At 72.5% G+C, this 25,297-nt stretch carries 21 protein-coding genes; 3 read left to right on the top strand and 18 right to left on the bottom strand.

Translation table 11 applies throughout. From position 1 onward, the window contains the following. The 4 genes from AB8A24_RS12920 to asnB all read right to left on the bottom strand — a co-directional run. Window positions 1–78, bottom strand: a 78-nt coding sequence (locus tag AB8A24_RS12920) for a chorismate synthase (protein ID WP_301478463.1), incomplete at its 3' end; no start/stop codon positions are given. A gap of 30 nt (window positions 79–108) precedes the next feature. Continuing rightward, window positions 109–822, bottom strand: a complete 714-nt coding sequence (locus AB8A24_RS12915; RefSeq protein ID WP_328961574.1) for an SDR family oxidoreductase — start codon at window positions 820–822, stop codon at window positions 109–111. Window positions 823–841: 19 nt separating this feature from the next. Further along, window positions 842–1,534, bottom strand: a complete 693-nt coding sequence (locus AB8A24_RS12910; RefSeq protein WP_328961575.1) for a DsbA family protein — start codon at window positions 1,532–1,534, stop codon at window positions 842–844. Window positions 1,535–1,648: 114 nt separating this feature from the next. Continuing rightward, window positions 1,649–3,502, bottom strand: a complete 1,854-nt coding sequence (asnB, locus tag AB8A24_RS12905) for an asparagine synthase (glutamine-hydrolyzing) (protein ID WP_369475638.1) — start codon at window positions 3,500–3,502, stop codon at window positions 1,649–1,651. A gap of 204 nt (window positions 3,503–3,706) precedes the next feature. On the opposite strand from asnB, the gene AB8A24_RS12900 reads away from it, so the two are divergent. Further along, window positions 3,707–4,480: an aquaporin gene (locus AB8A24_RS12900; RefSeq protein WP_369475636.1), complete on the top strand. Its 774-nt coding sequence runs from the start codon at window positions 3,707–3,709 to the stop codon at window positions 4,478–4,480. Between the two features lie 103 nt (window positions 4,481–4,583). Here AB8A24_RS12900 and AB8A24_RS12895 read toward each other — a convergent pair whose 3' ends face one another. The 10 genes from AB8A24_RS12895 to AB8A24_RS12850 all read right to left on the bottom strand — a co-directional run bounded on the left by AB8A24_RS12895 (window position 4,584) and on the right by AB8A24_RS12850 (window position 16,089). Further along, window positions 4,584–5,651, bottom strand: coding sequence for a DUF6081 family protein (locus AB8A24_RS12895; protein WP_369475634.1), 1,068 nt, complete (start codon window positions 5,649–5,651; stop codon window positions 4,584–4,586). A 91-nt stretch (window positions 5,652–5,742) separates the two neighbouring features. After that, window positions 5,743–6,363 carry an NAD(P)H:quinone oxidoreductase gene (gene wrbA, locus AB8A24_RS12890; RefSeq protein ID WP_328961579.1) on the bottom strand — a complete coding sequence of 207 codons (621 nt, stop codon included), beginning with the start codon at window positions 6,361–6,363 and terminating at the stop codon, window positions 5,743–5,745. 138 nt (window positions 6,364–6,501) lie between these two features. After that, complete coding sequence (locus tag AB8A24_RS12885; RefSeq protein ID WP_369475631.1) at window positions 6,502–7,686, bottom strand: 3-hydroxybenzoate 6-monooxygenase; 1,185 nt, start codon at window positions 7,684–7,686, stop codon at window positions 6,502–6,504. Window positions 7,687–7,693: 7 nt separating this feature from the next. After that, window positions 7,694–8,971: a 3-phosphoshikimate 1-carboxyvinyltransferase gene (gene aroA / locus AB8A24_RS12880; protein ID WP_328961581.1), complete on the bottom strand. Its 1,278-nt coding sequence runs from the start codon at window positions 8,969–8,971 to the stop codon at window positions 7,694–7,696. Further along, window positions 8,968–11,085, bottom strand: a complete 2,118-nt coding sequence (gene tkt, locus AB8A24_RS12875; protein ID WP_369475629.1) for a transketolase — start codon at window positions 11,083–11,085, stop codon at window positions 8,968–8,970. Before tkt ends, aroA begins: the two co-directional genes overlap by 4 nt. Before the next feature lie 123 nt (window positions 11,086–11,208). Next, a complete protein-coding gene (locus AB8A24_RS12870) occupies window positions 11,209–11,550 on the bottom strand; it encodes a hypothetical protein (protein WP_369475627.1) in 342 nt (113 codons plus the stop codon). Then, window positions 11,547–13,427: an anthranilate synthase family protein gene (locus AB8A24_RS12865; RefSeq protein WP_369475625.1), complete on the bottom strand. Its 1,881-nt coding sequence runs from the start codon at window positions 13,425–13,427 to the stop codon at window positions 11,547–11,549. The genes AB8A24_RS12870 and AB8A24_RS12865 overlap by 4 nt, the downstream gene beginning before the upstream one ends. After that, on the bottom strand, window positions 13,424–14,083 hold the full coding sequence (locus tag AB8A24_RS12860; protein ID WP_369475646.1) for an isochorismatase family protein: 660 nt from the start codon (window positions 14,081–14,083) through the stop codon (window positions 13,424–13,426). Before AB8A24_RS12860 ends, AB8A24_RS12865 begins: the two co-directional genes overlap by 4 nt. A gap of 46 nt (window positions 14,084–14,129) precedes the next feature. Continuing rightward, window positions 14,130–14,900, bottom strand: coding sequence for a 2,3-dihydro-2,3-dihydroxybenzoate dehydrogenase (locus AB8A24_RS12855; RefSeq protein ID WP_328961584.1), 771 nt, complete (start codon window positions 14,898–14,900; stop codon window positions 14,130–14,132). Between the two features lie 19 nt (window positions 14,901–14,919). Further along, window positions 14,920–16,089, bottom strand: a complete 1,170-nt coding sequence (locus AB8A24_RS12850) for a 3-deoxy-7-phosphoheptulonate synthase (protein ID WP_369475623.1) — start codon at window positions 16,087–16,089, stop codon at window positions 14,920–14,922. Window positions 16,090–16,340: 251 nt separating this feature from the next. Here AB8A24_RS12850 and AB8A24_RS12845 point away from each other — a divergent pair, with 251 nt between their 5' ends. Beyond that, the gene (locus AB8A24_RS12845) at window positions 16,341–17,309 is read left to right on the top strand and encodes a transaldolase family protein (protein WP_369475621.1); all 969 of its coding nucleotides are present in this window, start codon (window positions 16,341–16,343) and stop codon (window positions 17,307–17,309) included. On the opposite strand, the gene pabB is transcribed toward AB8A24_RS12845, so the two are convergent. Both pabB and AB8A24_RS12835 read right to left on the bottom strand, forming a co-directional pair. Then, window positions 17,299–19,437, bottom strand: a complete 2,139-nt coding sequence (gene pabB, locus AB8A24_RS12840; protein WP_369475620.1) for an aminodeoxychorismate synthase component I — start codon at window positions 19,435–19,437, stop codon at window positions 17,299–17,301. The two genes, AB8A24_RS12845 and pabB, sit on opposite strands and share 11 nt — an antisense overlap. A gap of 19 nt (window positions 19,438–19,456) precedes the next feature. Next, a complete protein-coding gene (locus AB8A24_RS12835) occupies window positions 19,457–20,140 on the bottom strand; it encodes a class I SAM-dependent methyltransferase (protein ID WP_328961588.1) in 684 nt (227 codons plus the stop codon). A 293-nt stretch (window positions 20,141–20,433) separates the two neighbouring features. Here AB8A24_RS12835 and AB8A24_RS12830 point away from each other — a divergent pair, with 293 nt between their 5' ends. Next, complete coding sequence (locus tag AB8A24_RS12830) at window positions 20,434–22,365, top strand: helix-turn-helix domain-containing protein (RefSeq protein ID WP_369475644.1); 1,932 nt, start codon at window positions 20,434–20,436, stop codon at window positions 22,363–22,365. Here AB8A24_RS12830 and AB8A24_RS12825 read toward each other — a convergent pair. Then, window positions 22,322–23,473, bottom strand: a complete 1,152-nt coding sequence (locus AB8A24_RS12825; protein WP_369475617.1) for an IS701 family transposase — start codon at window positions 23,471–23,473, stop codon at window positions 22,322–22,324. The two genes, AB8A24_RS12830 and AB8A24_RS12825, sit on opposite strands and share 44 nt — an antisense overlap. A 358-nt stretch (window positions 23,474–23,831) precedes the next feature. Then, entirely contained in the window at window positions 23,832–25,280 is a 1,449-nt protein-coding gene (locus AB8A24_RS12820) for a hypothetical protein (protein ID WP_369475642.1), read from the bottom strand. Window positions 25,281–25,297 lie beyond the last annotated feature (17 nt).

Below are 25,297 nucleotides of genomic sequence, written 5' to 3'. Positions count from 1 at the left end.
GGCGGGAAGGCCCTCCAACGTCGCCACCAGTGCCGGCCCGTGGGACTCCCCGGCGGTCAGCCAACGCAACCTGCTCAGCACTTTCTCACTTCTCCTTGTCGGGGGATCTCAGACCACGGTCTTCTTGTCGAGCACCATGTCGTGGCCGACGACGAAGGACGCCTCGTCGGAGCACAGCCACACCACCGTCTCGGCCACCTCCTCGGCGGTCGCCCCGTCGGCGTGGTCCGCCCCCGCCTCGTGCGCCGGGCCGGGGCTGATCGCGTTGATCCGGATGCCCTTGCCGATGTACTCGTGCGCGGCGGTACGGGTCAGGGCGCTCAGTGCCGCCTTCGACGCCGCGTAGGCGCTCATGCCCACCAGCCGGCCGCTGTTCGCCATGTTGCAGGCGGTGTTCACGATCACTCCGCGCCCGTGGGACTCCATGTGCGCGAGCTCGTGCTTCATCGCCATGAAGACCCCGGTGAGGTTGGCGGCGAGGGTGTCGGCCCACACGTCCTCGGCGATGTCGGCGACGTTGCTGTTCGGCCCGGTGACGGTCGCGTTGTTGAAGGCGATGTCCAGCGCGCCGAACCGCTCCACGGCCGCGTCCACCATGCGCGCGGCGGCGGCCGAGCCGCCCCGCGTCAGGTCCGCCACGACGCTGTGGGCCTCGCCTCCGGTGTCGCGGATCAGCTTCAGCGTGCCCGCCAGTTCCTCCGGGTCGGGCCCGGCCACCAGGACGCGTGCGCCCTCCCGGGCGAAAGCGACGGCCGCCGCCCGGCAGATGCCGTCGCCGGCTCCCGCGACCAGGGCGACCCTTCCGGCGAATCGTGCTGACATGGATCGCGCTCCTCTTTCTCTACTGATCTCGGTGAAGGGTGTCGAGCAGTTCATCGGCCCAGGCGGTGCTGTAGGCGTCCAGACGCGGGAGGCCGCCCTCGTAGGGGGATCCGGTCCACGTGAAGGTGGCGCCGGGGTTGTGCGAGGCGTAGCCGCCGGCCGCGAAGAAGTGCGGGCTGCCCTGGATCTGCGGGCCCTCGGCCGTGCCCCACTGCTCGTAGACCTCGGCACGGCCGCTGCCCCTGGCCAGCGCCGCGGCCAGGGCCTTCGCGTCGACGTGCTCGCACCTCTCGGCGAGGTCGAGGATCACCGCGTGGACGCTGATGCACCTGCTGTCGGCGTAGAAGGCCCTGCGGAGGGCGCTGTCCAGCTCGTCGCTGCCGCGCAGTCCGCCGATCCCGGGGTCCTTGGCGGCCTGGACCGCCTCCAGTGCGGGCAGCGTGGTCACGGGGTAGGCGTGCGCCGGTCCGTTCCACAGCCGCCAGCCGAGCTCGGGCCGGTGGGCGGCGATCGCCTGGACCTCCGGGTCCACGATGAACTTGGGGGTGGGTTCCCGGTTGAACAGCTCCAGCGGGAAGGCCCGGTGATCGATGGCCAGTGCGACCTGCCGCCGCTCGGCGGCGGCGTGCAGGGTGTGCAGGGCGAGACTCGCCCAGGGGCAGCCGATGTCCGACCAGACGGTAACCGTCGGGGCGGCGGTGTCGTTCACCATGTCCGTTCCTCCACGTCCTTCACGTCCAACAGGTCCTTCAGGTCCTTCACGGGTACCGCTCCATGCGTGCGGGGTACGGGCCCGGCCGCCGCACGGCGGCCGGGCGCGCGCCGGTCAGAGCTCGACGCGGACGTCGTACGCGCCGACCCAGGTGTTGAACTCGATCAGGCGCTCCAGGACGGCGCGGGCACTCCACGGGCCGCCGACCCCGTAGGAGCCCTCGGGCACGTCGAGCAGCTTGCGGATGTCGGCCTCCGAGACGAGCTGCAGCACCGGGGCGCCTTCGACGAGGAGGGCCTCGACCTGCTCGCGCAGGGCCAGTTCGTACCTGCGGTCCTGGGTGGAGGGGTACGGGTTCTTCTTGCGGTCGAGGACCGAGTCCGGCAGCAGGCCGCGCATGGAGGCGCGCAGCAGGCTCTTCTCCCGGCCGTCGAAGGTCTTCATCGCCCAGGGGGTGTTGTAGACGTACTCGACGAGGCGGTGGTCGGTGAACGGGACGCGCACCTCCAGGCTGACCGCCATGCTGATCCGGTCCTTGCGGTCCAGCAGGAAGTTCTCCCAGCGGGTCAGGTTGAGGTACGTGACCTCGCGCATCCGCTCTTCGAGGCCGCTCTCGCCGTCCAGGCGGGGCACCTCGTCCAGGGCTTCGGCGTAGCGTCCCTTGACGTACTCGGTGAGCCCGAGCTTGTCCCATAGGCCCACCGTCTTCAGGGCGCCGATGCCGCCGGCCTTCTCGAAGGGGTGGTGCCAGGGGAAGCTGTTCGACTCGACGGCCTCCTTGTCGTGGAACCAGGTGTAGCCGCCGAAGAGTTCGTCCGCCGCCTCGCCGGACAGCGCGACGGTCATCTGCTCCTTGAGCGCACGGCACAGGATGAGGAGCGAGTACTCCATGTCGCCGGTGGAGACCGGCAGGTCCTGGGCCCGCAGGACGGTGCCGCGCACCTCGGGGTCGAGGATGTCCTCGTTGTCGAGTTCGACGATGATGTGCTCCGCGCCGACCCGCTCGGCGACCTCGACGGCGAACGGGGTGTCCGGGTCGGCCCACTGGACGTTGGCCTCGAAGCGCTCGTCGTGGCCGACGAAGTCCACGGAGAAGGCGCGGATGGGCTGCTCGACGCCCTGCTTGGTGAGGGCCTTGGCGGCGAGGGCGGTCACCGCGCTGGAGTCCAGCCCGCCCGAGAGCAGGGTGCCGACGGTGACGTCGGCGACGAGCTGGCGCTCGACGATGTCCTCGAGCAGCTCGCGGACGTGGCCGATCGTGGTGTCGAGGTCGTCGGTGTGCGGCCGGGCCTCGAGCTCCCAGTACTTCTCCTCGCTGCGGCCCTCGCGGGTGAAGCGGACGATCGTGGCCGGCTTGACCTCGTACATGCCCTGGTAGACGGCGTGCCCGGGGGTCTTGACGATGCTGAAGATCTCCTTGAGGCCCTCGGCGTCGACGACCGCCTCGGCCTCGTCGTGGGCGAGGATCGCCTTGGGCTCGGAGCCGAAGAGCACGCCGTCGGCGGTGGGGTAGTAGTAGAGGGGCTTGACGCCCATCCGGTCGCGGATGAGGAGGAGTTCCTCGGTGCGCGGGTCCCAGATGGCGAAGGCGTAGATGCCGTTGAGGCGATCGGCGAAGCCGGCGCCCCACTCGACGTAGGCGCGCAGCACGACCTCGGTGTCGCTGGTGGTGCGGAACACGTGGCCCAGGCCGCGGAGTTCTTCGCGCAGCTCCTGGAAGTTGTACACCTCGCCGGTGTACGTGATCACCGGCTGCGTGTGGTCGTCCGCGTCGGCGACCATGGGCTGCTTTCCGCCCTCGAGGTCGATGATCGCCAGGCGACGATGGCCGAGGATCGCGTGGGTCGAGGTCCACAGCCCACCCGCGTCCGGGCCGCGGCACTCCATGGTGCCCGTCATGGCCGACGCGGTCTCGGTGTGCGCCGTCAGATCGCGCTCGAAGTCAACCCATCCGGCAAGGCCGCACATAGGTGATCGGTTCCTCTCGATTAAGGGGGAGGCCGGGCCAGGTGTCCTTGGCCGACTGCGACGAATGTGCCGGGGGGCGCCGAGGCCGGTCCATCGGGGCCGGTTCACTTCGTCAGGTGACCGGGACTTCTTCAGGTCCGGGGCACCTGACGAAGTGGTGCGGCCGGCGTTGCCGGGGCCGGGTCGGGGCCGCACATTCCGATCATGACCAGAACTTCCCTCGACACCGGTCCACGGACCGAAGGACCCCCCGTACGCGCGCGCAGGCGGGTGCCGCGCCTCCTGGAGGTCGCCCTCTACGAGTTCGCGCTGTCCACCGCCATGCTGTTCACCGTGGTCACGGCCGTCCGTTGGATGGCGGGACCCGGCACGCCCTTCGCGGCTCTCTTCCCGACGCCGACCGGCCAACTCGTGGCGATGGGGCTGCTGGTCGGCGTGATCGTCGCGCTCGTGCTCGGGCCGTCCATGCGCCGGGAGACCGCCGGGCACCTGAACCCGGCCGTCAGCATCGGGCTGTGGCTGCTGCGGGTCGTGCCCGCCCGGGTGGTGGCGCCGTTCGTCGTGGCGCAGTTGGCCGGCTCGGTGGCCGGCGTGGGTCTGGCGCGCCTGGTGTGGGGGGAGGCGGCCGCCCGGGTCGGGGACGCCGCGCTACGGCCGGGCGCCGACTGGAGCACCGGGGCGGTGTTCGCCGCGGAGGCCGCGGCCATGGCCGTGATCATGTTGATCACGGCTTTCGCCGGGACGCGCCCGCATCTGCTGAGGTACCTGCCCGCGGTGGTGGGGGCCTGTGTCGCCGCCGTGATCGTCTTCCTCGGGCCGCTCTCGGGCGGGGGCGCCAACCCGGCGCGCCAGTTCGGCCCCGCTCTGGTCTCCGGCACGACCGGGCTGTTGTGGGTCTACGTACTGGCCCCGGTCTCGGGATCGTTGTTCGCGGCCCTGGTGGCCGGACTGCTGAAGTGGCGGGCTCCGGCGCGGTAGGGGGTGGCTTCCGGATCCTGCCGAACGCGCGCGGGGGCGGCATCGGGCCCGTCGGGCCGGATGCCGCCCCTGCGGCGTGGCGGGGTCGCCGGGCGGGAGGGTGTCAGAGCGTTCCCGGCCGGGAGGCGATGGCGACCTTGCCGACCTCCAGCTTCACGCCCTGCCCCCACAGCCGGTTGTCGGGCCGGCTCGCCTCGTCGAGGAACCGCTCGGGGCGCGGGGCGCCGCGGGCCGGGTCGTAGTAGTAGTCGGGTCCGTCGCTGAGCCTCACCAGGCCGCGGCCGTCGGGGCCCGCCGCGTCGAGCAGCGTGAACATGCCGATGCCGCAGGACAGCTGGCGCGGCGAGACGGTCTCCTCGGTCCCGCCGTGGTCGAGGATCAGATGGCTCCGGTCGGCCGGAACGTGGCCGAGGTCGTCGACGGCGAGGACCTCGCGGCCGTCGACCTTCCAGACGGCCTTGCCCGCCGCCCTGTCGAAGGCGACGGCCAGGTCGTGCCGCCGGCCGGGGTGCCGGGTGGCGACCGGCAGGGCGTAGGAGAACGCCGCGTAGGTGGAGCCGGGCGTGGGGAGCCGCTCGTAGAAGGCGTAGACGCGCTCGTTCGTGACGAAGAAGTCGAAGACCAGGTTCGTCTCGAAGTCGATGACGGACATGGCTCCGGCGCCGAGCCTCAGGTCGTCCTGGGCGTCGGTGACCGCCGTGCCGAAGGGATGGCGGTCGGCGCCGGTGGTGCGCGAGGCGAGCTGGGTGCGGCAGGTCAGCACCTGGCCGGGGACCGCGTCGAAGCCGGTGACGCCGGTGGAGGCCCGGTGGTTGGCGACGGCGTACCACTTGAGGTGGTCCCGGTCGCCGATGCCGCCCGCCGACTCCTGGCCGCTGGTGAAGGCGAAGGCGGGGCTGCCGGTGGCCGGGTCGGTGCCGGTGGGTACGACGGTGAGGCCGCTCGCCGAGGTCGTCGGCCGGCCGTCACCGTAGGGCAGTGCGCCGGTCCGGTTCAGGGACCACTTGGCGTTCTCGCCGGTGTGGGAGAAGCCCGCGCGGAAGTCGTCCCAGACGATGTCGTAGCCGCCCGCGACGGCCGGTCCTTCGGCCGCGCTCGCCGGCACGGTCACCGCCGTGAGGGCCGCGACGAGTGCGATCGCGTACCTCAGGGGTCGGGGTCTCTTTCTCATGTCCGTCCTCCGCGGAAGGTTCGGGTGGGGGTACGGGTCAGGGGACCGGGGCGGGGTGCCCCGGTCCCCTGACACCGCGTGGTGGGACCGGTCAGACGGTCGCGAGACCGCGCTTCAGCGCGGCGGCGATCTCGACGGCCCGGCGGGCCTGGAACTCGACGGAGGCGACGTTCACGTCGGCCACGTTGTTCGGGTTGTTGCCCGAAACGCTGCTCGCGCCGTACGGGTTGCCGTTGGCCGGGTCGAACTGCACCGGGTCGGCGAAACCGGGCGCGACGATGATCGAGCCCCAGTGGTAGAAGGTGTTGTTCAGCGCCAGCAGCGTGCTCTCCTGGCCGCCGTGGGCGGTCGAGGTGGAGGTGAACGAGGAGACGACCTTGTTCACGAGCTTGCCCTGGAACCACAGGCCGCCGGTGGTGTCGATGAACTGCTTCAGCTGCGCCGCGGGCAGGCCGTAACGGGTCGGGGTGCCGAAGAGGACGACGTCGGCCCATTCCAGGTCGGCGAGAGTCGCCTCGGGAACGTCCGCCGTGGCGGCGGCGTGTGCGGCCCACGCCGGGTTGCCCTCGACGACCGCGGCGGGCGCGAGTTCGGCGACCTTCAGCAGGCGGACCTCAGCGGCGCCGGCCTTCCCGGCGGATTCGGCGGCGGCCTTCGCCATCGTGTGGACGTTGCCGGTCGAGGAATAGTAGATGACGGCGACATTGGTCATGACGGGCACAACTCCCTTGCTGGGTACTTCAGATGGATTCGGTGCCACGGGCCTGGCGGCCGGCGGGGCGCCGGGGAAAGTGGTCCGGACGCACGAGCACACCGCGTCGTGCGCGTGCGGACAGCAGTCGCAGCCTGGTCATGCGAGCCGCTCACCGTGCAGCCAGGCGACCTTGTCGTGCATGTCCTCGGCGGACAGACCCGACAGCATGGCGTTGCGCTCGACGGCGTCCGGGCCCGCCGGGTGGTAGAGCCGACGCCCCATCTCCCGGGCCACCAGCTGGATCTCGGCCGTACGCTCGCGGCGCGTCGCGCTGTACTTCTCCAGGCGCTGGACGATGTCGTCCTCGGAGCAGTCGTCCAGCAGCTGCGCGATGACCACCGCGTCCTCCAGTGCCTGGCAGGCGCCCTGGGCCGCGTACTGGAGCATCGGGTGAGCGGCGTCGCCGAGGAGCGCCACGCGCCCGTCCGTCCACACGTCGACGGGGTCGCGGTCGCACAGCACCCAGGACTTCCAGTCCCGGCCGAGTTCGAGGAGGCGGCGCGCGGTCTCACCGAGCTCGGGGAACTCGTTCAGGACGTGCTCGCGCTCGGCCGGCCTGCCGACGACGACCTCCTGCGCGTCGTCGTCGCGGGTCGCGGCCAGGTTCAGGTACGCGCCGCCGCCGATCGGGTAGTGGACGAAGTGCCACTTGGGGCCGGCCCACAGGGTGACGGTGTTCCACCGCAGCTCCTCGGCGACCTGGTCCATGGGGATCACCGAGCGGTAGATGGTGTGCCCGGAGACCCGCGGGTCCCCGTCGCCGACCATCTGGCGGCGTACCGCGGACCGGATGCCGTCGGCGCCGATCAGGGCGGCGCCGGTGAGCCGCTCGCCGGTGGCGAGGACGGCGGTCACCTCGGCCGAGCCCTGGGCGCCCCGCTCGTAGGAGACGACCTGGCTGTTGCCGCGCAGCTCGATCAGCGGGTGGGCGCGGCAGCTCTCCAGCAGCGGCTCGTACAGGTCGGAGCGCTGCACGACGGCGTACGGGTTGCCGAAGCGGGTGCGGTAGTCGCCGGTCAGCGGCATGGAGGCGACCCGCTCGCCGGTGGTGCCGTCCATGAACCGCAGTTCGTCGATGTAGACGGCGCGGGCGCGGACCGGGGAGCCCGCGCCGAGCAGGTCGAGCGCGTGGAAGGCGTTGGGGCCGAGCTGGATGCCCGCGCCGAGTTCGGTGAAGGAGTCCCGGCGCTCCAGGACGGTCACCCGGTGCCCGCGGCCGGCGATGCCGAGTGCCGCGGCGAGTCCGCCGATGCCGCCGCCGGCGATGAGTATGTTCGCCATCTGTGCTTCAGATTCCTTGGGGTGTCGTGTGGTCGGGGAAGAGGCGGCGCAGTTCGGCGTGGAACCCGGGGAAGGTCTTGCCGACGCAGGACGGGTCGTCGAGGGTGATGCCGCCCGCGCGCAGCCCCAGCACGGAGAAGGCCATGGCGATCCGGTGGTCGCGGTAGCAGGCGATCGCGGCGGGCCCGGTGGCGCCGGGGTGGATGGTGATCCGGTCCGGGCCCTGCTCGGTACGGATGCCGAGGGCGCCCAGGTTGCGGGCGACGGCCTCGATCCGGTCGGACTCCTTGAACCGGGCGTGACCGATGCCGTGGATGGTGATCGGGGCGTCGGCGAGTGGTGCGATGGCCGCCAGGGTCATGAAGGTGTCCGAGATGTCACCCATGTCGACGGCGAAACCCCCGGTCAGGGCCCCGTCCGGGCTGCCGGTGACCGTGGTTCCCGCGTCGGTGACCGTCACGTGCGCGCCGGTGCGCCGCAGCACGTGGGCGAAGCCGAGGTCTCCTTGGAGGCTGGTGCCGCCCAGGCCCGGTACCGTCACGCTGCGCCCGGTCACGGCCGCGGCCGCGAAGACGTACGAGGCGGTGGAGGCGTCCGGTTCGACGGTCAGGTCGGCCGCGCGGTAGCCGCCGGGACGCACGGTGATCGTGCCGTCCCCGTGCTCCTCGGCGGTGGCACCGAAGTGGCGCATGAGCGCCAGGGTCATATCGATGTACGGGCGGCTGACCAGGGCCTTCGCCCGTACGGTCAGGGCTCGGCGCATCAGCGGGGCCGCCATCAGCAGCCCGGTGAGGTACTGGCTGCTGAAGGAGGAGTCGAGGTCGAGGTCGCCGCCGTCCAGGCCGTCCGCGGTGATCGTCAGGGGCAGTGCGCCGGCCGGGCCGCAGGACACCCGGGCGCCGAGCGCGCCGAGGGCGTCGACCAGCGGGCGCAGCGGGCGCGCCCGCAGTTGGTCGCTGCCGTCGAAGACGAACTCGCCCCGACCGGTGGCCGCGAAGGGCGGCAGGAACCGCGCGGCGGTGCCCGCGTCGGCGCACGCCACCGAGGTGGTGGCGCCGACGGTGGGGCCGCGGCCGCCGCCCCGGACGTCCCAGCCCGTGTCGGCGTCGGTGATCCGGATGCCGAGGTCGGTCAGCGCGGTGCGGAAGGCGAGGGTGTCCTCGCTGATGAGCGGCGCGCTCAGCCGGGTGTCCCCGGCGGAGGCGGCGGCCAGGAGCAGGGCCCGGTTGGTGATGCTCTTGGATCCCGGGATGTGGGCGATCAGCGGGGTGGTGAGCTGGTTCATGAGCGCCCGGCGGTTCGGGCCGCGCTCGCGCGGGCGGCGGCCGCCACCCGCTCGGCGGTCAGTCCGTAGCGCTCGTAGAGGGAGGCGCCGGAGGCCGAGGCGCCGAAGTGGTCGAGTCCGACCGTGTGGCCGGCCTCGCCGACGAGGGCGTACCAGCCGAGGACCGATCCGGCCTCCACCGACACCCGGGCCCGCGTCCGCGGCGGCAGCACCCGGTCGCGGTACTCCTGGCTCTGCTCGCCGAACCACTCCAGGCAGGGCAGGGACACCACGCGGGTGGGGATGCCGTCGCGCTGCAGGATGCGGCGGGCGTCGAGGGCGATGTGCACCTCGCTGCCGGTGGCCAGCAGGAGGACCTCGGGCTCGCCGCCGGTGGCCTCCGCGAGGATGTAGCCACCGCGTGCGGCGCCCGCCGCGGACTCGATGTCCGACTCCGGGGAGCGGTCCAGGACGGGCAGGTTCTGCCGGGACAGGCACAGGCCGGCGGGCCGGTCGGTGCGCCGCAGCAGCGCTGCCCAGACCGCCGCGGTCTCGTTGGCGTCGGCGGGGCGTACGACGTCCAGCCCGGGGATGAGGCGCAGGGCCCAGAGGTGTTCCACGGGCTGGTGGGTGGGGCCGTCCTCGCCGAGGCCGATCGAGTCGTGCGTCCAGACGTAGGTGACGGGCAGCTTCATCATGGCGGCGAGCCGTACGGCGGGGCGCATGTAGTCGGAGAAGACCAGGAAGGTGCCGCCGTAGGGGCGGGTGCCGCCGTGCAGGGCGATGCCGTTGAGGATCGCGCCCATGGCGTGCTCGCGGATGCCGAAGTGCAGGGTGCGGCCGTAGCGGTGGCCGGTGAAGGCCTCGGTGGACAGTTCCTCGGGGATGAAGGAGGGCTCGCCCGCCATCGTGGTGTTGTTGCTCTCCGCCAGGTCGGCGGAGCCGCCCCACAGCTCGGGCAGCACCCCGGCCAGGGCGGAGAGGACCTCGCCCGAGGCCTTGCGGGTGGCGACGGAGGTGCCGGGGGCGAAGACGGGCAGCGACTCCTCCCAGCCGGGCGGGAGTTCGCGTGCGGAGAGGCGGTCGAACTCGGCGGCGCGCTCGGGGTGGGCGGCGCGCCAGTCCCGCTCCCGCTTGTCCCACGCGGCGCGGGCGGCGCGGGCGCGCTCGCCGACCCGGCGGGCGTGCGCGAGCACGTCGGCCGGGACCTGGAAGCTCAGCTCAGGGTCCAGGCCGAGCGCGGCCTTGGTGGCGGCCGCCTCGGCGGCGCCGAGCGCCGCTCCGTGGATCTTGCCGGTGTTCTGCTTGCCGGGCGAGGGCCAGCCGATGACGGTGCGCAGGGCGACGAGCGAGGGTCGGTCGGTCTCGGCGCGGGCGGCCGCCAGGGCGGTGTGCAGGGCCTCGACGTCCTCCACGTAGGAGCCGGTCGCGGTCCAGTCGACCTGCTGCACGTGCCAGCCGTACGCCCGGTAGCGGGCGGCGATGTCCTCGGACTGGGCGATCTGCGTGTCGTCCTCGATGGAGATGTGGTTGTCGTCGTGGAGGACGACGAGGTTGCCGAGCTTCTGGTGGCCGGCCAGCGAGCTGGCCTCGTGGCTGATGCCCTCCTCCAGGTCGCCGTCGGAGGCGAAGACCCACACGGTGTGGTCGAAGGGACTTGTCCCCGGGGCGGCGTCGGGGTCGAACAGGCCGCGCTCGCGGCGGGCGGCCATGGCCATGCCGACGCCGTTGGCGAGCCCTTGGCCGAGCGGCCCGGTCGTGGTCTCCACGCCGGGGGTGTGCCCGTACTCGGGGTGCGCGGGGGTCAGGCTGTCGGCGGTGCGCAGGGCCTTGATGTCGTCGAGTTCGAGGCCGTAGCCGCTGAGGTAGAGCTGGTTGTAGAGGGTCAGGCTGGAGTGGCCGCAGGACAGGACGAACCGGTCGCGCCCGGCCCACCGCGGGTCGGCGGGGTCGTGCCGCAGCAGCCGCTGGAAGAGCAGGTAGGCGGCCGGGGCGAGGCTCATGGCGGTGCCCGGGTGGCCGTGCCCGGCGGCCTCGACGGCGTCGACGGCCAGTGCGCGCGCCACGTCCACGGTCCGGCGGTCCAGCTCACTCCATTCAAAGCGTCCGGTCTCGCTCTGCGGTGGGGTACTCACGGCTGCTCAGGGCTCCTTGGTGGAATCGGGGAAGGGAGTGAGGGGGTGTGGTGGGGCCGCGCGGGCCGCACCACACCCTGCAACGGGCCGCCCTTCGCGGGGCAGTCGCGTCGCGGTACTTCGTCAGGTGCCGAAGGGTTCCAACGCGAGGCCGTGTCCGGAGAGCCCGGGGAGGGTGAAGACGCCCTCCACGGTGGCCTCCACGTCGAACAACGTGCGCTGCACGGGCGGACGCCCGATGAGTTGGGCCGCGCGGGCCGGCAGCGGCGCGGCGGCGGCCCGCGCCGACTCCCACAGGAGGACCGCGCCCCACCGCTCGGTCGCCGGATCGGAGATCCAGAACTTCAGGCGCAGGCCCTCGACCCCGGCGAACAGGTCGACGGCCTCGTCGCGCAGGAACGCGCGCATCGACTCGATGGTCCGCCCGGTGCCGGCCAGGTCCCACCACACGACGGCGGCCTTCACGGTGTCCCCTCCCCGAGCAGGCCGACGAGCGCCTCGCCGACGATCCGCGGCCCGTCCTCGGTCAGCACCGATTCCGGGTGGAACTGCAGGGAGCGGAAGCCCGGCCCGCGCAGGGCGTGGACCTCGCCGTTCTCCGGGTCGCGGCTGATCTCGAACACCCCGAAGTCGCTCTCGCCCTTGTCCTCGCGGCTGTGCGCGGCGAAGGTGTTGTAGAAGCCCACCCGCTCGGCCCGCCCGAACAGGTCGATCCGGCGTTGCACGCCCTGATTGGGGTGCTCGCGGCGGACCAGGTCGAGGCCGAGCCTCCTGCTGAGCACCTGGTGGCTGAGGCAGACGGCCAGGAAGGGCCGCCCCTCGGTCAGCAGGGTCTCGACGGCCCCGCGCAGATGCGCGATCTTGGGGTGGTCGGCCTCTTGCGGGTCTCCGGGGCCCGGACCCATGACGACGAGGTCGTACGGGTCGAAGGCGTAGGGCTCGTCGAACCGGCGTACCGTCACCTCGGCTGCGAAGGCGCGTAGTTGGTGCTCGATCATCGCCGTGAAGGTGTCCTCGGCGTCGACCACCAGCACCTTGCGGCCCGCCAGCGCGGACACCGCGCGCCGCCGGGCCCCCTCGTCCGCCAGCCAGAATCCGGAGATGTTCTCGTTGCGCCGGGCCAGGGCCCGGCGTACCGCCGGATGGTCGCCGAACCGGGTGGGACCGGCGTCACCGAGCACGGCCAGCAGGCCGGCGGCCTTGGCTCGGGTCTCGGCGACCTCGGAGAGCGGGTCGGAGTGACGTACGAGGGTGGCTCCCACGCCGATCCGCATGCGGCCGCCGGCGTCGATGTCGGCGGTGCGGATGAGGATCGCCGAGTCCAGGGTGCGCGCGCCCCGTCCGTCCTGTCCGATGAGGGCGAGTACGCCGCTGTAGTAACCGCGGCCCTGGGGCTCGTGGCGGGCCACGACCTTGCCGGCGCTCTCCAGCGGCGAGCCGGTGACGGTCGGTGCGAAGAGCGTCTCGTGGAGGATCTCGCGCGGGTCGAGGGAGGTACGGCCCTCGATGAAGTACTCGGTGTGCGCGAGCCGGGCCATCTCCTTGAGGTGGGGGCCGGTGACCCGGCCGCCCGTCTCGCACACCCGGGCCATCATCTTGAGTTCCTCGTCGACGACCATGTACAGCTCGTCGGACTCCTTGGCGTCGGCGAGGAAGTCCAGGACGCCCGAGAGGGTCGGACCCGACGCGGGATAGCGGTAGGTGCCGCTGATCGGGTTCATGACGGCCCGGCCGTCGGCGACGCTCACGTGCCGCTCGGGCGAGGCCCCGACCAGCGTCCGGTCGCCGGTGTGCACGACGAACGTCCAGTACGCGCCCTTCTCGCGCTCCAGCAGGCGGCGGAAGAAGCGCAGCGCGGAGCCGACGCTGTAGTCCGTGATGTCGGCGACGAAGGAGCGCTTGATGACGAAGTTCGCGCCCTCGCCGGTGCCGATCTCGTCCGTGACGACCTGGCGGACGATGGCCGCGTAGGCCTCGTCGTCGGTGTCGAAGGCGCCCCCTTCCGCCAGGTGCACGGGGGCGTCGGGGATGCGGGTCAGCACCTCGGCCAGCGGCAGCTCGCACCGTTCGGCGATGGTCATCGCGAGCAGCGGCGTACCGTCGTCGGGTGCCTCGTAGCCGCGCTCGGCGAGCTGCCGGTACGGGACCAGGACGAGGGTGTCCTGGCGCGCGGTGCCGTCGGCCGCGAGGTCCGCGAGCGCTACGCCGGCCAGGTCCGCGACCTCGGTCATGTCGCCGAGGAACAGCTCGGCGTGGTCGGGCCCGGCCGTTTCGGGTCGGTGCACGAGCAGGAAGGCGGGGGGCCGGTCCCCCAGTACCCGGCCCAACAGGTCCTCGCTCATCGCTCCTCCCGTCCCCTCGTGTCCGCGGCAGGCTCGTCGAGGTCGGCGAGGTCGGCGAGGTCGGCGAGGAGCCCCTTGGTGGCGACGACCGTGGCGCACCGGGCGGCCGCGTACTCCAGGGCCATCCGCTGGTCGTTCCAGCTGAAGTCGGCGACCGCGTCGCCGACCAGGAAGGGTTGGATGTCGTGGCTGAAGGCGTCGACGGCCGTCATCAGCACCCCGACGTGCGCGTACACGCCGCAGATGATCAGCTGGTCGCGCCCGGCGGAGCGCATGCGCTCCAGCAGGTCGGTGTGGTGGAAGGCGCTGTAGCGCCACTTGGTGAACACCCAGTCGCCGTCGGCCGGTGTCAGGGGCTCGACGACCTGCCGGTGCTCCGGGCTCGGCCGCATGCCCGGGCCCCAGAAGTCCTTCAGCAGGCCCCGCTGCCGCGGCGTCATGCCGCCTGGCTGCGCGGTGTACGCCACGGGGATGCCGAGCGCCGCGCAGCGCTCGCGCAGCAGCGTGGAGTTGGCCACGAGATCGGTGACGGGCTGTTCGCCCGCCGGGAAGGGGGCCAGGAAGAACTTCTGCATGTCGTGGAGGAGCAGGACCGCGCGGTCCGGGTCCACCGTCCACCGCGCCGGGCCGGTGGGCAGGTCGCCCGCCGCCGGCATCGGGTAGGCGCTGACCTCGGGGATGAACCGGGGTTGTGCGTCGGAACTAGACACCGAGCGCCGCACCCCCGTCCACCGTCAGGTCGTGCATGGTGATGTGGGACGCCTGGTCGGAGAGCAGGAAGCACACGGCGTCGGCGACGTCCTGCGGCTGGGCCAGCTTGCCCAGCGGGATTCCGACCCGGTACTTCTCGGGCGAACCCTCGATCGAGGCCTGTGCGCCGGCGCTGTCCTGCCACATCGACGTCAGCATCGGGGTGTCCGTGGAGCCCGGTGCGACGAGGTTGGCCCGGATGTTGAATCCGGCCACCTCCAGGCCGAGGCACTTGGTGAACATGGTCGCGGCCGCCTTGGAGGCGGCGTACGCGGACATCTCCGCGCGGGCGGTGCCCGCCGCGTTGGAGGCCACGGTGACGATGGCGCCGCTGCGGCGCGGCACCATGTGGTTCACGACGGCGCGGGACATGAAGAAGACGCCGGTGGTGTTGACGGCGAAGGTGGTGGCCCACTCCTCGTCCGTCAGGGCGCGCGCCTGGCCCAGGCGCAGCACGCCGGCGGCGTTGACGAGGAAGTCGAGCGGTCCCAGGACCGATTCGACCTCGGCCACCACCGCGTCGACGTCGGAGCTGACGGTGACGTCGGCGGGGAAGGCCGTGACCTCGTGCCCCGCCTCGGCCGCCGCTTTCACCGACACGCGCAGCCGCTCGGCGTCACGATCGACGGCCGCGACCCGCACGCCCTTGGCCGCCAGCGCCCGGACGACGGCCTCTCCGATGCCGCCGGCCGCGCCGGTGACCAGAGCGGTCTTTCCTTCCATGATCGTTGAACTCCCTTCTTCAGACGCGCCAGGCGGAGGCGACCTGGATCGCCTGCTCGGGGTTGAGCCGGGGGTCGCAGAAGCTGGTGTACTTCTCTCCCAGCTCCCCGACGCGGGAGGCGTCCGCGACGCATTCGCGGACGGCGTCCGGGGTCGTTTCCAGGTGCAGTCCGGCCGCGACGCCGCCGTTGTCGCAGACCGCGTTCTGGAACTCCTCGACCTCGCGGACGACGGTCTCGATGTAGCGGGTCTTGTAACCGCCGGGTGCGTTCACCGTGTTGCCGTGCATCGGGTCGCACATCCACAGGACCGGGAATCCGGCGTCCCGCACGGCGCGCACCAGGGCGGGCAGGCGTTCGGCGGCGGTCCCCGCGCCCATCCGGGAGATGAGGGTGAGGCGGCCGGGGTCCCGGTCCGGGTCGAGCCGCTCGCACAGCGCGAGCAGTTGCTCGGGGGTGGTCTTCGGGCCGACCTTCGTGGCGATCGGGTTGGCGAGCGCGGCGAAGAACGCGACGTGCGCGCCGTCGAGCTCGCGGGTGCGCTCGCCGATCCACGGCCAGTGCGTCGAGGTCAGCAGGAGCGAGCCGTCCGGCTCGGTACGGACCAGGGGGCCCTCGTAGTCGAGCAGAAGGGCCTCGTGGCTGGTCCACACCGGGGCCTCGGCCGCGCTGGGGCGTCGCTCGCCGCGTCGGCCGAGCAGCTCCATGACGTCGGCGGCCGCCCGGTAGCCCAGGAGCAGCCGCTGGGGGTCGGGGCGGCGCAGGACCGGGTCCGGTTCCGGGCTGTTGACCATGTGGCCGCGGTACGAGGGCAGTTCGATACCACCCACGATCTCGGTGTCGCTGGAGCGCGGCTTGCCGAACTGGCCGGCGAGGCGGCCCACGCGCAGCACGGGCTTGTGCGAGCGGGTCTTCATGACGCCGGCGAGGATGTCCAGCAGCGCCGCCTTGCGCGCCACGTGCCCGGGTGTGGCCTCGGCCGGGTCCTCGGCGCAGTCCCCGCTCTGGACGATCTGGACGGTGCCGGCGGCGGCTTCGGCGAGCAGGGCGCGCAGGGCTCGTACGTCCGCGCCGTTCACCAGGGCGGGGGCGTCCGACAGTTCTTCGCGGACCTTCCGCAGGGCGGCCCGATCAGGCCACTGCGGCTGTTGTCCTGCGGCTAGCGATTTCCAGACTGCAATCTCTTGCACGTGGTCTCTCCCAGTGATGGACCTGCCGACATGGCGATGCCGAGGAGTCTGTGAAGCGCGGTGCCGGGGTCACCAGGAGGCCTGTGCCACTTCGTCAGGTGGCATCGCACTTGGTCAAGTCGCGGTGTTCGTGGCCGCAAAGGGGTGAGACGGGCGAGAAATGGCCGGCCCTCTCCTCGTGCGACCGCCGACCTGACAAGGACTCGGCTGCGAGCTGCCGGGGGCCGCGGCGGGAGCCCTACGCTCTGCGCATGTTGAGCCAACCCGCCGCCCAGCTGCTGGAACAGCTGGCGGCCGAGGGCGTGTCACCCTGGCTGCTCGCCACGGGTGCGCGGGAGATCATGCCCCCCTCGCCGTCCTGCCGCGCCGCCGCGCTCCTGCGGGGCGCGGTCGCGCCGGCCGCCGATCCGGCCGCCGTGCGCCGGGCCTGCGACGCCCTGCGGGGCGCCTTCGCGGCGAGCGGGGGACTGCAGGGCCGGGTGTCCGTGCCGGTGGATCCGCGCTCGGCGCACGACGCGTCGGCCCTGGTGGCGGCGGCCCGTACGGCGAGCGGTGAGGTGGGGCGGCCCAATCTGCTGATCCGGGTGCCGGCGACGACGGCCGGACTCTCCGCGATGGCGGACTGCCTGGCGATGTCCATCAGCGTGGACGCGGACCTCGTCTTCTCCACGGAACGGTACGAGGAGTTCCTCGACGCGTATCTCACCGGAATGGAGCGGGCCCTGGCGGCCGGCCGGCCGCTCGGCCGGATCACCGCCGCGGCCTCGGTGCCGGTGGGCGTCCTGGACGCGGAGGTGGACCGTCGGCTGCCGGAGTCGGCGACGCCCGCAGGACCGGCGGCGGGCCTGCGGGGTACGGCCGCCGTGGCGCTGGCCCGGCAGCTCCACCGGCTGCGGGAGCAGCGGTTGAGCGGTGACTGGTGGCGGGTGCTGCGCGCCGCCGGGGCCGAGCCCCCGTTACTCGTGTGGACGGGGGTCGGGCCGTGGCACGTCGGTGAGTTGGTCGGCTGGAACACCGCGCAGGCCGCCTCCCTGGAGGTGCTGGAGGCGGCCGGCGCGCGCGGCGGCCTGCGGGGTGACACCCTGCTGAACGCCCACGGGGAGGCCCGGCGTGCGTGGGAGGCCCTCGAAGGGCTCGGCATCCGGATGCGGGACGTCGCCCGGGACCTGGAGGCGGCGGAGCTGTCCCGCCTCCGTCAGGCCTGGCCGTTCACGTCCTGACGTCCTCCATGCGGCGGTCGCGCACGGCGGATCGCCCCGGGAACGGGGCCGTGGTCAGCGAGAGCAGCGGTCCCGCCTTGACCGCGGTCTCCTCGAACTCCGCCGCCGCGTCCGAGAGGGCGATGATCGCTCCTCCGGTGCCGTAGCGGACCTTGTCCTCGGTGACGAGGGCCGTGCGGATGACGATGCTCAGATCGGCGGCGCCGGAGAGCGAGAAGTACCCGAGGGCGCCGGAGTACACCCCGCGCGGGCCGGCCTCCAGCCGGTCGATGATGCTCATGGTCCGCACCTTGGGGGCGCCGGTCATCGAGCCTCCGGGGAAGGCGGCCCGTACGCACTGCACCGCGCTGCTGTCGCGGCGCAGGCGCGCCCGGACGGTGCTCACGAGCTGGTGGGCGCCGGCGAAGCTCTCGACGCGGAAGATGTCGGTGGCCTCCACGGAACCGGGCTCGGCGCAGCGCCCGAGGTCGTTGCGGACCAGGTCCACGATCATCAGGTTCTCGGCGCGGTCCTTCTCGCAGGTCAGCAGGTCCGCCACCAGGGCCGCGTCCTCGGCGGGCGTGGCGCCCCGGGGGCGGGTGCCCTTGATCGGCCTGGACTCGACCAGACCGTCCCGGTCGATGCGCAGGAACCTCTCGGGCGAGGTGCTCAGCACGGACAGGTCCCCGAACCGGAGCAGGGCGCCGAACGGGGCCGGGTGGGTGCGGCGCAGGTGCAGGTAGCCGGCCCACGGGTCGAGCCGGCCGCGTACCTCGGCCGTGTTGGTGAGGCAGACCTCGTAGGTCTCACCGGCCGCTATCTCCTCGTGGGCGGCGGCGATGAGGCCGAGATAGGAGGCGCGGTCGTGGCGCAGCCGGATCTCGCCGGTCATCGGGACCGAGCCTTCGGGGGCGGGCGCCGCGCCCGCCGGCAGAAGGGCGAGCCGGTCGGCCAGTTCGTCGAGCCTGCGGCGCGCGGTGGCCTCGGATCCCTCGACGCCGTCGTCCGCGAGCGCCAGCAGGTGGGTGGTGCCGGTGTGGTGGTCGAGGACGAGGGCCCGGTCGGTGAAGACCATCACGGCGTCGGGGTCCTCGGACCGGTGGGCGAGTTCACCGCCGCACTCGGACTTCAGCTCGTAGCCGAGGTACCCGGTCCAGCCGAGGGCGAAGTCGAAGGGTAAGGCGGGGACATCGGTGTCGATCGCGCGCAGGTCCTGGTCGAGCCAGTCCAGGAACGGGCCTGAGACGATTTCCGTGTCCGAGGCGGAGTCCACGCGGACCGTGCCGCTCCACACATCGGCGCGGGCCACTCGCGCCAGCGGACCCGAGGCGTCGCCCATGATCGAGAATCGCCCGCCGGTTGCGTCCGGACGGCTGCTGTCGAGCCAGAAGGAGTACGGGTTTCCCCGGAAGAGCAGGTCGTAGGCCCGCTCCGCGTCCCAGCCGGTGGGCAGCTCGTGGGTGAGCACCCGCAGTCGGCGCGTGCCGGCGGACGAGGCCGGCGCGGGTGCGGCGGCGACGGCGGCCGACCGCACCTCCGACCGGACCTCGGTGAGCCGGCGGGGCGGCCGTGCCGCGAGCGCGCTCAGGTCCATGAAGTTGCGCAGGAGTTCCACCCCGTACTCGGCGCAGATCGACTCCGGGTGGAACTGCACCCCCCACATCGGCCGGGTGCGGTGCCGCAGTCCCATCAGGATCCCGTCCGCCGTCCAGGCCGTGGCCTCCAGCGCGGGCGGCAGGTCGGTGACCGCCAGCGAGTGGTAGCGCACGACCTCCATCGGCGACGGCAGCCCGGCGAACAGGCCCTTCCCGTCGTGCCGTACGCGGGAGATCCGCCCGTGCAGGGGGGTCGGCGCCCGCCCCACGGTGGCGCCGTGGAGCGCGCCGATCGCCTGGTGGCCCAGGCAGATGCCGAGCGCCGGAAGCCGTGTCGTCGCGAGGATCTCGCGGGAAATGCCCAGGTCGCGGGCTTCGAGGGGGGTCCCCGGGCCGGGTGAGACGACCACGTTGTCGAAGTCGGCCAGCAGGCGGGCGCTCCAGCGCGGATCGTCGTTGCGGACGACTTCCGGTTCGCGGCCGGCCGCCTCGGTGATCTGGTGGAAGAGGTTGTAGGTGAACGAGTCGTAGTTGTCGATCAGAAGCGTGCGCATGTCGTCCCCCGGCCCGCGGTTACGCCCGTACCGGCAGGACCTGGAGCAGCATGTGCTCGACCATGTCCTCGCCGTACTCGCCTTCGCGCACCTGGAGGCTGCGCAGGACGCGCAGTTCCCGGCCGCACTCCTCGGCGATCCGGTGGAGTGCGGGCAGATCGCCGCGATCGCTGAAGTGCAGCAGGACGACCCCGTCCGGGGCCAGCCAGCGAGGTGCCTGCTCCAGGTATCGGCGGTGGGCCCGGTAGCCGGTGTCCACGTAGGCGCGCTCGTGCACCGACTTGTACTCGTAGGACTCGGGAGCCAGCACGTAGTTGGAGCTCCAGAAGACGGTGTCGAAGCGCTCGTTCTCGGGCAGGCCGGAGAACAGGTCGCTGTGCACGGCGCTCAGCCGGTCCCCCACCCCGTGGCGCTCGGCGTTGACGGCCGCGTTCTCCACCGCCTGCGGGCTGATGTCCGCGGCGACGACCCGGCCGTATCCGGCGAGGGCCGCCGTCACCGCGATCACGCCGGTGCCGCAGCCGACCTCCAGGAAGGAGGAACGGCCGGCCGCCGGGCGGGCGGGCGCGTCGGCCAGTTCGAGGAACTCCAGGGCGACCCCGGTGGAGGGGGAGAACACGGGGGCGAAGACCGCGTCCAGCAGATCCCACTCACGTCCGTACATCGTGAACGTCTTCGGCCGGTCGGGTCTGGTCAGCGACATGCGACTGCGGTGGATGGAGCGTTCGAAACTCTGGACCTGCGACATCGGACCCCTCGTACAAGCGATGTGAACGGCGCCCGGTCGAGGCCCCGAAGACAGGTCTATCCGCCGGCCGGGCCCGTCCAGAAGGTGGCCCGGCAACAGCGTCATTCACACAGAGTGGTGACCCAGGCACAGCACACCCCACCTGACCTGGCAGTCTAGGATCAACAAAATGTTGAACCGCGCATGCGGAACCTGAGGGGGCGACTGTGAAGTCGGAGGACCGGCGGTCCGATACGGACGTGTCCGAGATGCTCGTGCTGCTGGCGCGGGAGGCACGTACCGAGGAGTTCGAACGCGTCGTACGGGCGGCACGCGAGGCGGGCGCGGACGAGGCCGACCTCGCCCGGCTGGAACGGGCGAAGGACCTCTCCCTGAGCATCCGGGCGCTCTTCGCCCGCCGCCAACAGCGCGAGGCGGGCCTGAGCGCGCTGGTCGACACCGCCCGGGACCTGACCCTCCCGTACAACCTGGACACCCTGCTCAAGGTCATCACCCGGCGGGCCCGGCTGCTGCTGGGTCTCGACATGTCCTGGGTGACCTTCCACTCGTTCGAGGCCGGCCGCTCGATCGTCCGTGCCGCCGACGGCCACACCTCGGCCATCACGGTCGGTTTCGCCGTCCCGATGGGCCGGGGCGTCGGCCAGCAGGCCCGGCAGCGCTCCGCGCCCTTCTGGACGGCCGACTACCTCCGCGACGACAGCTTCGCGCACTCCGAACTGATCGACGACGTGGTGCGCGCCGAGGGCCTGCACGCGCTCATGGCGGTGCCCCTGCGGCACGAGGACACCGAGCTGGGGAACCTGTACATCGCGGGCCGCGGCATCCGGTACTTCGACCCGGACGAGCTGTCGTTGATGAGTTCGCTCGCCGACCTCGCGGCCGTCGCGATCGAGAAGACCCGGCTGCTGGACCAGGTCCGCAACGAGGTCGTCGGTCTGGAACTGAACACGTCCCGCGCGATGAGCTCCTCCGCCGCCGCCCGCCAACTGCGCCAGGTGCACGGCGAGCTGATCGACGTGGTGCTGGCCGGCGGCGGCCTGCACACCCTGGTCGAGGAGGCCGCGGGCCTCCTCGACGGGGACCTGCTCGTACGCGACCAGGCCGGACGCGACCTCGTCTCCCCCGCCCGGTTCCCCGAACTGGACGAGAGCGAGATCGGTTCGGTCTCCCTCGACGCGCACACCGAGCGCCGGCCGGTCCGCACCAGCGAAGGCGTCTGGGTCGCCCCGGTCGTCGCGGGCCGGGAGATGCTCGGCACGCTCCTGCTGGCCCCGGCGGAGGGCTCCGACGCGGAGTCCGACACCTCGTACACGGTCCAGTTGCTGGCGCTGGTGGCGCAGACCACCGCCCTGGTGCTGCTGATGCAGCGCAGCGCGGCGGCGGCCGAGGGCCAGGTACGCGACGAACTGTTCGACGAACTCCTCAAGGGGAAGGCCCCGGCCGCCAGACTCGCCGAACGCGCGCACCGCATCGGGATGGACCCCCACACCTCGCACGTCGTCCTGGTCGCCCGCCCCGAGGGCGGCTCCCTGGCGCGCGCCGTCGTCCTGGCGTCCTCGTACGCCGTCCAGCGCTCCGGGTTCAAGAGCGTCGAGGGCGACTCCATCATCCTGATGCTGCCGGGAACCGACGCCGCGGTCGTGGCACGGGCCGCGTCCTCGGCGCTGTCCTCGGCCCTCGACCACCCGGTGACCGTGGGGACGGCCGGCCCGGTCACGGACCTGTCGTCCGTCGGTGCCGCCTACCAGGAGGCGCGCTGCTGCCTGGACGCGCTGACCGCGCTCGGCGGCGCCGGCGGCACCGCCTCCTCCCGGGACCTCGGCTTTCTCGGTCTGCTGCTCTCCCGGAGCCCCGACACCCTGGAGTTCATCCACCGCACCATCGGTCCGGTCCTCGACTACGACGCCCAGCAGCGCACCGAACTCACGAGCACCCTGGAGGCGTACTTCGCCTCCGCCGGAAGCCCGACGCGCGCCGCCGAGACGCTGCACGTCCATCCCAACACCGTCTCCCGCCGGCTCGAACGCATCAGTGAACTGCTGGGGCCCGACTGGCTGGAGCCCGCCCGGGCGCTGGAGGTCCAGCTGGCCGTCCAGATGCAGCGCACGCGCCGGGTCCTGCGCGGTGCCGCCGCGATCAAGCGGGCCGCGCCAGCGTCCGAGGCCGGTACTCGACGGTGAGCGCGTGCGCGGCCGAGGCCAGCGTCGTGTGCCGGTGCCAGCCCCCGAACGACCGGCCCTCGAAGTCGACCATGCCGACCTCCGTGGAGACCGCCGCGAAGTCGGCGCCGACCCGCAGGCTCAACTTGGCCAGCCGCAGCAGCGGACCCCAGGGGGTGTCGGCCAGGTCGCTGAGCCAGCAGCGCTGCGGCCAGCTGTCCTTGCCCGTCCACTCGCCGAGCAGGACCAGGGGCCGGCGGGTGCCGGGCAGCTGGACCGGGATCCCAGCCACCAGGCTCGTGCGGGTCGTCAGGCTCACCGGGTCGGTCCAGGTCACCATGCGCCGCAGTGTCCGTACCATCCGCAGGAGCTGATGGGCCGACGTGCCGCGGCCGTCGTGACCCACCAGGGCCGGCCCCACCGGGGTGACGGGGGTGGATCCGGGGACGGCCGCCACGAACGGCATGCCCGCCGCGGCGAAGCGCCGGGCCAGGGCGGCCGGATCCACCTGCGGGAGGTCGAGCACGACGGGCCGCGGGGGGCCGCCCACCCAGCCCTGCAGCTCGACCGCGGCGCCGGCCGCGCACTCCAGATCCGTCGCCGCCAGCTCCGGCTCCGGCACCTGCGGGTACCCCGGCAGGGGTGCGTCGCGCCAGTCGTCACCGAGCGAGAGACGCCAGTTGACCGGGCCGCTCCGCTCCTCGTTCGCGGCCCAGACACCGACGGCGTGCTGGCTGTTGACCACCTGCCCCAGGCTGGGCACGAACCGCGGGCCGACCCCCACGGAGTGGCGGCCCGCCTTGGGAATGACCACCGGATGGACCACCCAGGCGCGGGGCCGCACCGAACGCTCCAGGTGGCGGCCGAGAGCCGCGCGGACCGTGTTCCAGTCCCAGGTGGAGGCGGAGATGAAGTGGTGCAGGCTCTGTTCGGCCGCGCGGTCCCCGACATGCGTCGCGATGTTGCGCACGGACTTGCGGCCGCCGACCGACAGCAGCCCCCGGAGGTACAACTCGCCCTTGCGCCGCTGGTCGCTGCGCGGCAGCTGGGCGAAGATCTCCGCGCACAACTCACTCAGCATGCTGTCCGGCACCCGGTGCGTGAACGGTCGGTCGTGAACGAGGTGCATCTGCGCGTCTCCCCCTGCGTCGGCGAGCCCGCTGCCTTCCGCGGGCCACCTCCACCGTGCGCGCCGGGGCCGGTCCGTGCCCAGGTGCGCCCGCCACACACCTGCGCCACCGGATGCGCGACCGACCACCCGAACGGCTCGGCGGCACCCGGACGGGCAGGGGGAAAGGGCCGGTACGGAGGGCGGATCCGGCCCGGGCCGTAGGGACGGCGCCCGGAAACGAGAGCTCCGGGACCGCCTCGGCGCTCCCCCGGTGCCCGCACCACCTCGTACGGGCCCCCACCGGTGGCCCCGTCACCGCCGGGGCGCCCTCACCGGGGACATCGCCGCCCGAGACCGGTGCCGTGCGGTCAGTGCGTCAGCGCAAGGTGGTGGACTTGTCCGAGCGGTAGGTCGCGACCAGCGCCAAGCAGATGGCTGCGATCGCCACCCGGCCCGAGGCCTGGAGCAGCGGCCCGCGCAGCAGGATGAACGAGTACCCCGCGACCAGCGGGACCACCACCGAGATCAGGCTGCCCGGTGGACTGCGCCGTGTGGCCCGCTTCGCGTAGCGCCGGTCCACGCGGGCGGAGGCGTACCCCATGCCCAGCAGCCCCGCGCCCATCCCCAGCGGCCCGAAGTCGAGCCACAGCTCCGCCCAGATCGGGGAGGAGAGGTTGGTGTTGACCGTGCCCATCCACTGGCCGACCATCACACCGGTGTCCCTCGGCTTGCCCGGCCACACCGCGCGGGGCACCGCGAAGAAGATCGATCCCGCGAGCTGGCGGCCGTAGTAGTGGCCGGGCCCGGAGTTCGAGAAGGTGATGGTGTTCGCGAACATGCCGATCTGGTCGTAGTCCTTGAGCGCCATCGGCTCCAGGAAGGACGTGGTCTCGACCGGCCGGTAGTTCTTCTCGTCGTAGCGGAAGCGGTCCGCGAACGGGAAGATCAGCAGCGCGACGACCACCGCCATGGACAGCGCGACCCGGTACATCGCCGCGCTCACCGGGAAGACGGTGAACAGCAGCGCGAACATGACCGTCAGGAACCAGTACCGCGGGTTCGAGATCGGGTTGTTGACGATCAGGTTGAGCCCGGCGAGCGCCGCCCACATGACGATGATCGACACCTTGCGGCGGGCGAACTTCGAGGTGATCAGCCAGCGGGTGTACAGGAGCAGCGCGAGCAGCGCCGGTACGGTGCCGAAGCCGCGCAGCAGGGCCTGGCCGGCCTGGCCGTCACCGTTGGAGACGCCCGCCTCCTCGATGCCCGCGATGATCTCCTGGCGGCTGGAGAAGAAGACCGCCGGGCCACCGAGCTTCATGATGAAGACGGCGCTGCACAGGAACGACAGGACCGTCAGCAGTTGGAGGCGGCGCCGGTGCGTCATGACGGGCCGCGACTCCTTCTGGGAGCCGCCCGCCCGCCCGGCCGGCCGGTGTCGGGCCAGCAGCACGCCGACGTCGAAGGCCAAGCAGCCGAGCAGGACGAGCCCGATGGCGACGGTCAGGTCGGAGCGCGGGCCGACGACCGGGGTCGGGACCTGGCCGAGGACGGCCTGGGCGAGCGGGGCCACGCCCATGGCCATGTAGACGAAGAGCCAGAAGGAGCCCTGGAGCAGCTTGCGGCGGCTGGTGAGCACCATCGCGGAGAGCCGGGCGCCCGCGTACATGGTGAGCAGCAGTTGGAGCCAGAAGGCCGCGTCGCGGACTCCGGCACCCGTCTGGAGGGCGACGAACAGCGGCAGGAAGACGGTGAATCCGAGCGCGAGCGGAACGGACAGCGCGCGCGAGAGGAGGGTGCGCGGGAGGGTGGCCCGGCCCCACAGGTTCTCGTCCTCGAAGG

The organism is Streptomyces sp. BF23-19 (genome assembly GCF_041106355.1).
Lineage (GTDB): Bacteria > Actinomycetota > Actinomycetes > Streptomycetales > Streptomycetaceae > Streptomyces > Streptomyces virginiae_A.
The sequence above is the reverse complement of the archived record's forward strand: the minus strand, read 5'-3'. Positions and strand labels throughout refer to the sequence as shown.

Excerpts from the sequence above, each read along its gene's own strand:
- AB8A24_RS12915 (WP_328961574.1), bottom strand. The coding sequence starts at position 822 with ATGTCAGCACGATTCGCCGGAAGGGTCGCCCTGGTCGCGGGAGCCGGC.
- AB8A24_RS12910 (WP_328961575.1), bottom strand. The coding sequence starts at position 1,534 with ATGGTGAACGACACCGCCGCCCCGACGGTTACCGTCTGGTCGGACATC.
- asnB (WP_369475638.1), bottom strand. The coding sequence starts at position 3,502 with ATGTGCGGCCTTGCCGGATGGGTTGACTTCGAGCGCGATCTGACGGCG.
- AB8A24_RS12900 (WP_369475636.1), top strand. The coding sequence starts at position 3,707 with ATGACCAGAACTTCCCTCGACACCGGTCCACGGACCGAAGGACCCCCC.
- AB8A24_RS12895 (WP_369475634.1), bottom strand. The coding sequence starts at position 5,651 with ATGAGAAAGAGACCCCGACCCCTGAGGTACGCGATCGCACTCGTCGCG.
- wrbA (WP_328961579.1), bottom strand. The coding sequence starts at position 6,363 with ATGACCAATGTCGCCGTCATCTACTATTCCTCGACCGGCAACGTCCAC.
- AB8A24_RS12885 (WP_369475631.1), bottom strand. The coding sequence starts at position 7,686 with ATGGCGAACATACTCATCGCCGGCGGCGGCATCGGCGGACTCGCCGCG.
- aroA (WP_328961581.1), bottom strand. The coding sequence starts at position 8,971 with ATGAACCAGCTCACCACCCCGCTGATCGCCCACATCCCGGGATCCAAG.
- AB8A24_RS12865 (WP_369475625.1), bottom strand. The coding sequence starts at position 13,427 with ATGAGCGAGGACCTGTTGGGCCGGGTACTGGGGGACCGGCCCCCCGCC.
- AB8A24_RS12860 (WP_369475646.1), bottom strand. The coding sequence starts at position 14,083 with ATGCCGGCGGCGGGCGACCTGCCCACCGGCCCGGCGCGGTGGACGGTG.
- AB8A24_RS12855 (WP_328961584.1), bottom strand. The coding sequence starts at position 14,900 with ATGGAAGGAAAGACCGCTCTGGTCACCGGCGCGGCCGGCGGCATCGGA.
- AB8A24_RS12845 (WP_369475621.1), top strand. The coding sequence starts at position 16,341 with ATGTTGAGCCAACCCGCCGCCCAGCTGCTGGAACAGCTGGCGGCCGAG.
- pabB (WP_369475620.1), bottom strand. The coding sequence starts at position 19,437 with ATGCGCACGCTTCTGATCGACAACTACGACTCGTTCACCTACAACCTC.
- AB8A24_RS12835 (WP_328961588.1), bottom strand. The coding sequence starts at position 20,140 with ATGTCGCTGACCAGACCCGACCGGCCGAAGACGTTCACGATGTACGGA.
- AB8A24_RS12830 (WP_369475644.1), top strand. The coding sequence starts at position 20,434 with ATGCTCGTGCTGCTGGCGCGGGAGGCACGTACCGAGGAGTTCGAACGC.
- AB8A24_RS12825 (WP_369475617.1), bottom strand. The coding sequence starts at position 23,473 with ATGCACCTCGTTCACGACCGACCGTTCACGCACCGGGTGCCGGACAGC.